An 11,336-nucleotide genomic window follows, 5' to 3' on the forward strand; every position below is an offset into this window, starting at 1 on the left:
CCATGATACTGCTCCAGGCTTTCTGCGCGAGATATATACCGTTGCTGCTGCGCCAATTATTCCACCGACTAAAAAGCCACTTAACCTCATGATCTCGAACACCTCTTTCCTAATTCATCTTGCGTATTCAGTTGTTAGTTTGACCGACAAGCAGAAGCGCCATTCCATATAAAATAAGGAAATCATCCTTATCCTTCTATTAGGCAAATATGATACAATGATGTCGTTTCAGCAGCATTTACATCAAAATTATGGAGGGCAAGCATCATGAAGCGTAACCTGCCTATAATCATTCTGCTTCTCGGGTCGCTTCTAACGGCCTGCAGTGCGCAGCAGCAAAACGAGAGCCTGCAGTCTTCAACTGAAGCCACTGAGACAGCAGCCGTTCCCGAGACTACACAAAGCTCAAACAATGCAATAAACGATGATACAGTCGTAACGAGTGAGGAACCTACGCCAACCGCTTCGAGTGAGCAGGAAACCAGCATAACAGCACTATATCGAATGAGCGAAGCCTATCGCTTCGTACCGATTGAGGAGAGTACATCAAGCAAGGTTGTTTTGCTTACTTTCGATGATGGGCCAAAAGATGAAACCGTCTTAACCAGCATGCTCGATACCCTTGATAAACATAAGGCTAAAGCGATTTTTTTCGTAAATGGTTATCGGGTGAAAAAAAATCCCAATTTGTTGAAGCTCATTGATGAACGCGGACAAACAATCGGCAACCACTCTTGGGATCATAACGATTTGAAAAAAGAAGCTAAAGAAGTCGTTGAACAGCAAATCGGCGATGTTCAAACAGATGTCGAAGCTTTAATAGATAAAAAACCATTGTTTTTCCGCCCTCCGTACGGCTCTGGCGGTGATACGGTCAAGGAAATTGCAAAAAACCACGGCATGCTTTACATGACGTGGTCAAATGGTTCCCTTGATTGGGATAAAACGGCCAAAAACAAGCCTGAGGTTGTCATTAAAAATGTGCTGGAGCAGCTGCATCCCGGCGCCAACATACTTATGCACGAGCTGCAATGGACTGCCGACGCTCTTGATGAGTTGCTCACCTCACTTGAAAACAAAGGCTACGGATTCATTGATCCAGCCACCATTGAGGTCACTCGCTAAATTTTAAGCCATACCAAAAAAGTCCACCAACTAAACTTACAAACAATAGGAACAATAAATTGTAATAAAACTTTGTAACCTTATTCATTTGTGTAGGATGTTTCTTTCGCCGAGGCGGCAGAGCTTCTCCCTGATTGGAATCCGTTCCGATGATGGACGGCTCTGCCGTCTCTTCATGCTGTGCTGAAGCTCTCGAATTTCCAAACTTTTCTTTCCTGCTCATGACTCCCTCCTGAATCTTATAATTAAACCCATGATGAAATCGATCAAAAAGTGTGCAATAATCGGTGCCCAAATCGTACCTGATTCCATATAAATCCAGCCTAAGCCATAGCTAATCGAAAATACGAGTCCGGTGGGAATCCAATGTTTTAAATACCTTACATGAATAGTAGCAAAAATTATGCTTGTCCAATAGGGACCTATGGCATGCTGAATCGCCCCGCGAAAGAGCAATTCCTCACAAATAGCTACAACTAAGGAAATAACTGCAATATGCCAAACCTTCCGCGTCCGAAAAATACGATCATTTACTCCGCCATCGTCGCTTGCTTCTTCTGGAACAAAGCGCGAAATAAGCAGGTCAACTATGATAACAGCTGCTGCTAAGCCTGCACCCCAATAAACAAATGCAAGCTCCTTTGGAGGCGTAAATAAAGCAATCACATTTTGATGCTGAAATAAAACCCATATTAAACCGATAATAAAAGTAAATGCTTGCGTAGCATATAAATTGATTAACAGCATGCGGTCATCTAGCTCATCAACGGACACCTTTCGAATGCGAATATTGCGAATATCAAATTTCTTCATAGCTTCCCGCCTGTCTGGAACGTTCATATTTTCTTTTTCGACCTTTTCACCTATACTGGTAGAACAAATCGACAGAATTATTTTTTTACATAGAAGGAGATAGAGATAGAGATGGAAAAAAAATTAACGACAACCGCAATGTTATTCAGTGTTGGATTTGTATTTCTACTTATTTGTACAGTTGGAGCCTTTTTCTATGGCATTCAAATTGGCACTGAAAAGACTAAAGCCCGCTATGTGAATGAAGCAGATGACGCAAAAACAACAACCGCTTCAGCAACCCCTTACCAGCAACAAGACTTGGTATCGTTCTATCATACTGTATTTCTGCCTTATCGTGAATTTCAAAACGAATGGTTCGCAGCTATGAACAAATTATCGCAAGGAAAGTCATTTGAAGCAACTTCTATGTTTAAAGATTTGGCAAGACTTGCTAGTACCAAAGCAGATGAAGCAAGCTCGATTGATATGCAAAAATCTCCACTGCTCGGAGAAGCTCAGGTTAGTTACATACGAAGTCTTAAACTATTTAATGAAGCTGCTGTCAACGCAGCGGCTAGTGCAAAGAAATTATCCTTTAATGAATTAATGAAAAATGTCGAACAAGATAAAACCTATCTCTCTGCCGCTCAATTTGCACTAAACGCTCAGCAGCAATATTACTCCGCTATGCTGAAATGGTCAGCAACGGTAGATCTTGATATTCCTTCAGAATACAAGGCTCCAGCTCTGCTGGAACTGTCAGCATGGAAAAACTTTAACATTACGATAAAAAACAAAGTAATGGCTGATCAGCTAATGACTCGCAAAAAACTTACTGCCTATTATCCGCACGATTTAACAAGTCGAGTAGATGAGCTTGTCCAATCTGGACAAGCAACTAAGTTAAAATTACATTCCGTATCTGCTGTTGTTGATTTGTTGATTAATACGGAAGCCGTTCGTTCAGGTGACTTCAATGAGAGCAAATCAAGGCTTTATCAACAGGCACTTCTGCCGCAGCTACCTTTTTTCTACCCTGAAACAAATTAAATTCCAATTCTTTTGTTAATCATATTGAAACCCTTGTAAAGAGGCTATAGCCGCCATCCCACCGGTAACGTTGTGAAGGCTGCTGTAGCCTTTTTCTTCTAAGTAATTGCAAACCGCTACACTTCGTACGCCATGTGCGCAGATGATATAAATAGGCAGCGTGTCGTCAAGCTCATTCAGTCRCACAGGAATCGTGTTCATTGGAATTAATTTTGATGTCTCCAAATGATAAAACTCCCATTCAAACTCTTCTCTTACATCTATGATTTGACTTGCTTCTACTTGTCCATTCCCTAGCAGTTCAAGCAAAAATTGCGGTGTCACATCCTGCCATTTCGTCATGAATAAAGACCTCCAATGTCGTAAATTGTTGCTAATGATGCTTGAATCATAACGAAATTTTCACAATTCAGCAAGTTTGAGGATTGCTTTTGTCCACCACATTGCTTTAAAATAGAAAAGTCTAAGTTCGATGATCAAACTCTCGACCCGCTGCTGCACAACGGTGCCGGGTAGAGGGTTTTTCTGTTCATATTAAGCGAAGCCTAATAGCTTCGCCCCATTTTAGGAGGCATACTTCACATGTTTAAAGTGTTAGTTTCCGATCCAATCAGCGATTTGGGCATTCAGCAGCTTGTTGATGCGTCAGATGTCGCAGTCGACAAAAAACCTGGACTCAGCGAAGACGAATTAGTTGCAATTATTGGTGAATACGATGCGTTGCTAGTACGTAGCCAAACCCGCGTAACAGCAAAAATTATGGAAGCTGGCAAACTGCTTAAAGTAGTTGGCCGTGCAGGTGTTGGCGTCGATAATATTGACCTAGACGCAGCAACTCAGCGCGGTATCATCGTAATCAATGCACCAGATGGCAACACCATTACAACTTGTGAGCATACATTTGCTATGATGATGGCGGTAGCCCGTCATATTCCACAAGCGTACATGAAAACAGTAAATGGAACATGGGATCGCAAATCCTTCCTAGGCGTTGAGCTTCGCGGCAAAACGCTAGGCGTACTCGGTATGGGACGTATCGGCAGCGAAGTTGCCAAACGCGCAAAAGCCTTCGGCATGGATATTTTGGGTTATGACCCGTTTATGACAGAAGAAAGAGCAACAAAAATCGGCGTGAAGCTTGCTAGCGTGGATGAAATTGTTAGAGGTGCAGATTTTATGACTGTACATACACCTTTAACGCCAGAAACTCGCCATATGATCGGCAAAGCTCAATTTGAAGTAATGAAGCCCGGCATGCGTATTGTAAACTGCGCGCGCGGCGGCATCATCGATGAGATTGCTTTGGTTGATGCAGTGGATGCAGGTATTGTCGCTGGCGCCGCATTCGACGTGTTCGAAGTGGAGCCTCCTGCTAATGACCATCCTTTCTTGACACATCCAAAAATTATCGTAACTCCGCATCTTGGCGCTTCGACTGTTGAAGCACAAGAAAACGTTGCGATTGACGTTTCGGAGCAAGTGCTTCATATTCTCCGCAGCGAGCCATTTATCAATGCAGTTAACATGCCTCCGATTCCGGCAAACCTGCAAAGCATTCTTCAGCCGTACTTTACACTTGGCGAGAAGCTTGGCAACTTTATTGCACAATCAACTGAAGGTGCTGTTACCGAAATCGTTGTAGGTTATGCTGGTGAGCTTGCAGAGGTTGATACGCAGCCACTTACTCGTTATATCGTTCGCGGCGTTCTAGCGCATCACCTTGGCGCAGAGCAGGTTAATGTGGTTAACTCCCTTCACCTGGCGAAAGTGCGCGATGTAAACATCGTCGTTCAAAAATCGCATGCTTCGAAAGACTTTACGAACCTGGTAACCGTGTCCCTTCGTACGAAAAAAGAAGAACGTGTTGTTTCCGGCACATTGCTCACTGGTTACGGACCTCGTATTGTTCAAATCGACAAGTTCCCAGTTGATGTGACGCCTGAAGGAAACCTAATTCTAATCTCGCATAACGATAAGCCTGGTATTATCGGACGAGTTGGAACGCTTCTGGGCAACAATGACGTTAACATTGCAACGATGCAAGTAGGTCGTCAGCTTGTTGGCGGCTCCGCAATCATGGTTCTGCGTGTGGATAAAGCGACACCTAAGGAAGTGCTTGAGCAGCTTACAAGCATGCCTGAGCTAAACACAGCCAAAGAAATTACACTTTTTTAAATAAATTTGTTTACTATATAGAAGAAGAGCCTGCCGAATGAATCGACAGGCTCTTCTTTTGTTTCACGAACAACAAGAATTATCTTCTGCTTTCTACAAAAAAAGCGCCCCCAACAGGGGCGCTTTGACAACTATTGATGAGCTTCGACAGGAAGTAAGATTGTAAACGATGTGCCTGTGCCTGCACTGCTTTCGACTACAATTCGACCCTGATGAAGATCGATCAAATTTTTTACGATGGCAAGTCCAAGTCCCGTTCCACTTGATGAGCCGCGTTTACGCGCTTTATCTGCCTTATAGAAGCGTTCGAATATAAAGGGTACATCCTCGGTTGGAATGCCTTGCCCCTCGTCTCTGACGCGAAGCTCTACATACTGTCTTCCATTTACATTCGCATGCTGCCCAGAAATGGTGATGGACTTGCCAGATGGCGTATGCCGCAATGCGTTATCAAGGAGGTTAGTCAATACTTGCTCCAATCTATCCTCATCAGCTTCCTTTACAAGCAGCGACTCATTGGGCAGATCCGCGACCAGCCTCACTTCGCGCTCCTTCGCATACACCTGGAATTTCCGATGTACCCGCTTCAAGACATGGGCGAGATCTATCTCTTGGAAGTTCATATCGACGTGGCCGGCTTCCATTCTAGCGATATCCAGAAAATCATTTACGAGTCTGCCCATTCGCAGTGATTCATCATAAATGACTTGAACGAGCTCCTTGCGATCTTCCTCCGACACGACAATATCATCAAGCAAAGCTTCACTATAGCCTTGCAGCATCGATAGCGGCGTTCTGATCTCATGTGAGATGTTAGCCACAAAATCTCTTCTCAGCTTCTCAAGCTTATGCTCCTCCGTTACGTTACGGATAACGGCAACAGCCCCGCGAATAACATCCTTCGACTGCAGCGGAGCCATTACAACTGACCACACGCTGCTTAGAACATGAACCTTATCGGTAACATCCCTGCCCTCTTCCATCACTCTTTGAAACAACTCGCGGAGCGGCATTGGAACCTCGGAATATGCAGTCGAGCTCTCGGACTCATCCTCTTGCCAAGCAAGCTCTACTCCTGACCACTGATTGATTAGCAAATGACCAACTGGATTCGTGAGTATGACTTTACCTTCCGCGTCGAAGGTAATAACTGAATCTCCCATGCTTCGCAAAATGCTCGCAAGATGGTTTTTCTCATGATTGATGTCATGAATCAGCTTATTCAGCTGCTCCGTCATATGGTTAAACGTATCCGCAAGCTCACCGATCTCATCGCTGGAGCGTATATGAACTCGGGTTGTATAATTGCCTTGAGAAATCGATACCGCTGCATCCTTTAGTTGAAGCAGCGGCTGTTGAATTTTTTTGGATAAGAAGAAAGCAAAAAATGTTGATAACAAAAATCCGATAATCGCTGTTACAACAAAAAGCACTTTCACCTGATGCGTATTGTTTTCTTTAAACCATATGTCAACGTATTGAAGTAAAAATACGCCAACGATAAGCAATACGACAGCAACAAGCAGCATGATTGTCGCCCAGAGCTTTCCAACTACACTGCGGTACAACTTGCCAATCGAACGATGCCACAAGCTCATTTACTTAGGTACCTCTAGCTTATAGCCGACTCCCCAAACGGTAGTAATCATGGATGCCGCATCAGGAGACACTTTATTCAATTTCTCGCGCAAACGTTTTACATGGGTGTCGACAGTCCGCAAGTCACCGAAAAACTCATAGTTCCATACATCCTTCAAAAGCTCTTCACGAGAGAACACTTTATCAGGCGATACTGCCAAGTAATGCAGCAGCTCATATTCCTTAGGCGTTAAACTTACCTCTTGTCCACCAGCTGTTACACGGTGAGCATCATGCTCAATAACCAAATGAGGGAATACAATATTGTTGCTTGAATTAATTTCTTTTGTTAAGAACGCGGTAGCCGAGGATCGTCTCAAGATAGCCTTCACTCGGTAGATAACCTCGCGTGGACTAAAAGGCTTGACGACATAATCATCCGCGCCAACCTCAAAGCCCTGCACACGGTTCATTTCTTCACCTTTAGCCGTTAGCATAATGACAGGAGTAGCCTTCACTTGACGCAGACGAGAGCACACTTCTACGCCGTCGATTCCTGGCAGCATCACATCAAGCAGAATGAGCGCGTAATCCGTATTTGAAGCTAATCTTAGGGCAGTTTCTCCGTCTTCTGCCTCGTCGATTGTGTAGCCTTCCTTCTCTAAATACATTTTGAGCAAGCGACGGATACGTTCTTCATCATCTACGACCAAAATACGGCTTGAATAATCAGACATAGGGCAATTCTCCTCTCAATCTAAGTTCAATCTAAGTTCTAAACACCAGAATAGGAATGCAAACCTGCAATGACGAGGTTAACCCCAACAAGCGTAAATAGTACAACCACGAAGCCGATTACAGCGAGCCATGCAGAAGGTTTTCCCTGCCAGCCGCGCGATAAACGGAAATGCAAATACGCACTGTAGTACAACCAAGTGATTAAAGCCCAAACCTCTTTCGGGTCCCAGCCCCAGAAACGGCCCCATGCAATATTGGCCCATATCATCGCGAATATTAATGCACCGAGTGTAAAGATCGGAAATCCAATTGCGATGGATCTGTAGCTGATTTCATCCAAATCTTCTGGATCTACACCATCCATAACAGGATGAATGACCGCTCCGAGCGGCTTTCTGAATACTAAGCGCAGCAAGCCATAAAGCAAGGAGCCTGAAATAATCGTCCATATAACGGTATTAAACTTGCGTCCTGAATTTGCGCCTTCCATCCAAGATGGTGCTTCGAATAATGGCTTGCTCATGCCGAGGAATGATTCATATTCGACCACCTGGCTGTTATAAGGTTTAACAATTGGCGGCAGTGTATAATTTACTGTCTCCGAAGTCGTCGACTCTATTCCTTTGGCATCAATAGTAGATGTTTCTTGAATAAATTTCGCTTCATAGCCCATTCCGCGGAACGCGAATACAGCGACGATAAAACCTACAATTAGAATAATCGTATATAAAGAGAACTCGACCCAGAACTGCGATCTTTTTGCTTCTTTTGTTTTGCTTTTGAAATCAACCACTCTTAGCAAATACATGAGGCCGGCAGCAAAACCAACGGCAAAAAATGCTTCGCCGAGAGCGGCTGTCGTTACATGTACTTTTAGCCAGTAGTTGTTTAGAGCCGGTATTAGCGGCTGTACCTCTTGCGGAAACACAGAGGCATAAGCAACAATAATTACAGTTAGCGGCAATGAGAACATGCCCAGCAGCGGTTTTCTGTAAATACTGAAGACGATCGTAAATGCAATCATGATTGCCATTCCAAGGAAAGTCATGAATTCATACATATTGCTCGTTGGAATTTGGCCGCTTCCAGCCCATCTTGTAAAGAAGAAGGTCAAATGCGATGCAAGACCAAGACTCGAAGTAATGAATGCAATTCGTCCCCAACGCTTCTCATGCTGCAAAGGATCACGATTGCTCCATTTCTTACCCGCAATGGCAATGACATAAAACATAAATGCGAAGCAATACAGGAAAAATGCGACAATAAATGCGTCGCTGCTAAAATCGACTAAGCTCACGCGTTGTTCCCTCCGTTATCTAGCGACTTCGGATCTACGGTTATCCCTATTTTTTTAAGGGCTCCCGCTACATCTGAGCGCATACCGTACCAGTTTTTATTCGTATGAGCGCCCAATGAAAGCTCTCCATTGTCCACTCGCAGCCAAATTCGGCGGTGCTGCCAATAGGACCCCATCAGCAAGCCGAGCATGGAGAACACTGCACCTACCCAAACATATGGCAGCGCCTTATCCATCCTTACGTTCAAGTAAGTGGATGCTTCAGAGAAATCTACATTTTCCATGCCGTCCACTCGAATTTCTATCTTATCCGCGATACCGTGATTAATGGCATCCTGCGAAAATTTAACTTTATCCTTTTGCATTGGGAAATACATATACGGCTCACCTTTTGGATCAAGTCCTGGACCTTTAACCGTGTATACGAACGCCGGAGCAATCGGATCACGTGACAAAGTCGTTGGCTCGCCATTGTCGCCAATTGCAAATTCCATATAATTCGCATATAAATCAAGGGTATATGGCCCAAGCTTATGCTGCAGCGCTGAATCCTTCATTGGTAGATCGAACGGACCGTATTTCTCTCCCGTCGCTTTATCTATGAGAATAGGATGCACAGCGTTCAAGCGAGGCGTTGTATCATAATCAAATTGATACAGCTTTAATCCTTTGTACTTAAGCGGCTCGTTGACGATAATATTATGCCGCTCTACTTCTTTAAGCTCTGGTTTCTTTGTTTGGTCACTGCAGTTGCTAACGCATTCATAAAGAACCGCTTTTGTCTCAAAAAGCTTCGCACGGCTTATTCCTTTAAGCTTGTCCGGCAATTCTTCATCTTTATAATACTCTACAGTAAACTTTTCGTTTTTAACATAATAATTCGTATTCGCTATTTGGACCGTATCCCCATCAGGGACCATTATGTAGCTATCCATTTGCCAGCTTGGAATGCTTCTTGCCAATATGGCTAGAAGAAACAAGATAAGGCCAATGTGATTGATGTAGGGTCCCCAGCGGCTAAAACGATTTTTCTCCGCAAGCAGCGCAGAGCCATCTCGATGAATGCGATAACCTTTGCGTTTCAGCTGCATGCCGAAATTTTCAACCCATTTTTCCTCATCGCCTTCAATCTGATATTTAAATACCGTCTTCTGACGATGAATAAACTGCAGATGCTTACGAATTTGCTGCTTGCTGAGTGCCCGATAAAGCGGGAGCACACGATCCAAGCTGCAAATAACGAGTGAGGTGCCAATCATCACAAGCAAACCAATGAACCACCAGGATTCGTACGTATGTGATAATCCTAGCAAATAATACATTTTGCCAAGAAATCCATAAGTTTCTTCATAATAAACGGATGGATCTAAGTTATTTATGAATGTGTTTTCCTGTGGATAAATTGTTCCAAGCATCGCAGTCAAAAAGGTAATGACGATCAAATAAATCGCAATTTTGACTGACGAGAAAAAATTCCATATTTTATCGATATAATTGGGATTACTTTTTTGCGATCGACGAGCAACACCATCGTAACGCATTTCTAACGGCAAATCGGAAACCGTATCGTTTACAAGCGGTTTGCCGCAGCTTTCACATAGTACGGTGCCTATCGAATTTTGATGACCGCACTCACATTTTGTGTTTTCAACCACTAACACAATAATACCTCCTACAGCTGAAGAAGCCGTTCAATCCGTTCATCAATTTCCTCTTCCGTCATGCCTCCTACTTTTATTTCCATAATCGTCCCATTTGGATTAATGAAAAAAGTAGTAGGGTATGACTTTAGACCATAGCTGCGTTCTGTTTTGCGATTTACATCGCGCAGAATCGGATAGTTCAAATCAAAACGACGGACAAAATTGTTCACGGTCAACGTGTCCTCGCTTAAATTTATAGCTAAAATCACAAGGCCTTGATCCTTCCATTTCGCGTACTGTCGTTCAAACTCCGGCATTTCCTTCACGCACGGTGGACAGAATGTGCCCCAGAAATTAATGACGACAGCTTTCCCCTCATAATCAGACAGTTGTTTAAGATTGCCCTCTAAATCAACAAGCTCAAATGCAGGCGGCTTCCCGCCTTCCTTTAAAGGACCTTTGTCATCCGCGACAAATAAGGTAGATCCAATTGCGTACCCACCTATGATCAAGACGGCAATCAAAATGACAATTTGTACCGTCTTGCGCGATTTTCCCATAATTGTTTTTCACCACCAGCTTCTTTCTATGCAGCCACGAATATTACCATTATAACGAAAAGTCGACGGCAATTACTGCCGCCGTCGATTACTTTTTATGAACTTTATGTGTCTTGCTTTGCGCTATCGCAAGCAATTCTTTAATTTCCTGAGGCGTGAGATGACGATACTTTCCTCTGCCTAGGTTTTCAAGTCCAACTTCGCCAAAACGAATTCTTTTCAGCCTAATCACCTTATGTCCAATAGCTTCAAACATCCGGCGAACCTGACGGTTCCGGCCTTCAAAAATCGTAATTGTAATCGTTGCTTCATTTCCGTCCGTATCCACATCATGATATTCCACTTCTGCAGGCGCGGTCATGCCATCCTCTAGCT

At 43.7% G+C, this 11,336-nt stretch carries 11 protein-coding genes and 1 pseudogene; 3 read left to right on the forward strand and 9 right to left on the reverse strand.

The annotated features are described in order from the left end of the window. Positions 1-267: 267 nt before the first annotated feature. Positions 268-1,125, forward strand: a complete 858-nt coding sequence (locus AC1DSE_RS20950) for a polysaccharide deacetylase family protein (protein ID WP_477510538.1) — start codon at positions 268-270, stop codon at positions 1,123-1,125. Here AC1DSE_RS20950 and AC1DSE_RS20955 read toward each other — a convergent pair. Together AC1DSE_RS20955 and AC1DSE_RS20960 are read right to left on the reverse strand one after the other, a co-directional pair. Then, positions 1,115-1,348, reverse strand: coding sequence for a hypothetical protein (locus tag AC1DSE_RS20955; protein ID WP_076271370.1), 234 nt, complete (start codon positions 1,346-1,348; stop codon positions 1,115-1,117). The genes AC1DSE_RS20950 and AC1DSE_RS20955 overlap by 11 nt on opposite strands. Then, complete coding sequence (locus AC1DSE_RS20960) at positions 1,345-1,938, reverse strand: CPBP family intramembrane glutamic endopeptidase (protein WP_339203301.1); 594 nt, start codon at positions 1,936-1,938, stop codon at positions 1,345-1,347. Before AC1DSE_RS20960 ends, AC1DSE_RS20955 begins: the two co-directional genes overlap by 4 nt. 111 nt (positions 1,939-2,049) lie before the next feature. On the opposite strand from AC1DSE_RS20960, the gene AC1DSE_RS20965 reads away from it, so the two are divergent. Next, positions 2,050-2,970, forward strand: a complete 921-nt coding sequence (locus tag AC1DSE_RS20965) for a hypothetical protein (protein WP_441883365.1) — start codon at positions 2,050-2,052, stop codon at positions 2,968-2,970. Positions 2,971-2,985: 15 nt separating this feature from the next. Here the strand turns inward: AC1DSE_RS20965 and AC1DSE_RS20970 are convergent, their stop codons facing one another. Continuing rightward, positions 2,986-3,312 (reverse strand): rhodanese-like domain-containing protein, encoded by a 327-nt coding sequence (locus AC1DSE_RS20970; RefSeq protein ID WP_477528132.1) that lies wholly within the window; start codon positions 3,310-3,312, stop codon positions 2,986-2,988. 240 nt (positions 3,313-3,552) lie between these two features. Between AC1DSE_RS20970 and serA the strand changes: the two genes are divergently transcribed. After that, positions 3,553-5,145 carry a phosphoglycerate dehydrogenase gene (gene serA / locus AC1DSE_RS20975; protein WP_477528133.1) on the forward strand — a complete coding sequence of 531 codons (1,593 nt, stop codon included), beginning with the start codon at positions 3,553-3,555 and terminating at the stop codon, positions 5,143-5,145. Between the two features lie 131 nt (positions 5,146-5,276). Here serA and AC1DSE_RS20980 read toward each other — a convergent pair whose 3' ends face one another. The 6 genes and pseudogenes from AC1DSE_RS20980 to AC1DSE_RS21005 form a co-directional block, all read right to left on the reverse strand. Continuing rightward, the gene (locus AC1DSE_RS20980) at positions 5,277-6,743 is read right to left on the reverse strand and encodes a HAMP domain-containing sensor histidine kinase (protein ID WP_441883361.1); all 1,467 of its coding nucleotides are present in this window, start codon (positions 6,741-6,743) and stop codon (positions 5,277-5,279) included. Next, complete coding sequence (locus AC1DSE_RS20985; protein WP_053376699.1) at positions 6,744-7,460, reverse strand: response regulator transcription factor; 717 nt, start codon at positions 7,458-7,460, stop codon at positions 6,744-6,746. Positions 7,461-7,498: 38 nt separating this feature from the next. After that, the gene (ccsA, locus tag AC1DSE_RS20990) at positions 7,499-8,758 is read right to left on the reverse strand and encodes a cytochrome c biogenesis protein CcsA (protein WP_076271376.1); all 1,260 of its coding nucleotides are present in this window, start codon (positions 8,756-8,758) and stop codon (positions 7,499-7,501) included. Beyond that, complete coding sequence (resB, locus tag AC1DSE_RS20995; protein ID WP_477510564.1) at positions 8,755-10,413, reverse strand: cytochrome c biogenesis protein ResB; 1,659 nt, start codon at positions 10,411-10,413, stop codon at positions 8,755-8,757. Before resB ends, ccsA begins: the two co-directional genes overlap by 4 nt. A gap of 17 nt (positions 10,414-10,430) precedes the next feature. Next, positions 10,431-10,961 (reverse strand): redoxin domain-containing protein, encoded by a 531-nt coding sequence (locus tag AC1DSE_RS21000; RefSeq protein WP_477510536.1) that lies wholly within the window; start codon positions 10,959-10,961, stop codon positions 10,431-10,433. Positions 10,962-11,049: 88 nt separating this feature from the next. After that, a pseudogene (locus AC1DSE_RS21005) lies at positions 11,050-11,336 on the reverse strand (pseudouridine synthase); the annotation flags it as partial.

Source organism: Paenibacillus sp. 01L418, assembly GCF_056400045.1.

Excerpts from the sequence above, each read along its gene's own strand:
- AC1DSE_RS20960 (WP_339203301.1), bottom strand. The coding sequence starts at position 1,938 with ATGAAGAAATTTGATATTCGCAATATTCGCATTCGAAAGGTGTCCGTT.
- AC1DSE_RS20985 (WP_053376699.1), bottom strand. The coding sequence starts at position 7,460 with ATGTCTGATTATTCAAGCCGTATTTTGGTCGTAGATGATGAAGAACGT.
- AC1DSE_RS20950 (WP_477510538.1), top strand. The coding sequence starts at position 268 with ATGAAGCGTAACCTGCCTATAATCATTCTGCTTCTCGGGTCGCTTCTA.
- AC1DSE_RS21000 (WP_477510536.1), bottom strand. The coding sequence starts at position 10,961 with ATGGGAAAATCGCGCAAGACGGTACAAATTGTCATTTTGATTGCCGTC.
- AC1DSE_RS20980 (WP_441883361.1), bottom strand. The coding sequence starts at position 6,743 with ATGAGCTTGTGGCATCGTTCGATTGGCAAGTTGTACCGCAGTGTAGTT.
- AC1DSE_RS20965 (WP_441883365.1), top strand. The coding sequence starts at position 2,050 with ATGGAAAAAAAATTAACGACAACCGCAATGTTATTCAGTGTTGGATTT.
- AC1DSE_RS20955 (WP_076271370.1), bottom strand. The coding sequence starts at position 1,348 with ATGAGCAGGAAAGAAAAGTTTGGAAATTCGAGAGCTTCAGCACAGCAT.
- serA (WP_477528133.1), top strand. The coding sequence starts at position 3,553 with ATGTTTAAAGTGTTAGTTTCCGATCCAATCAGCGATTTGGGCATTCAG.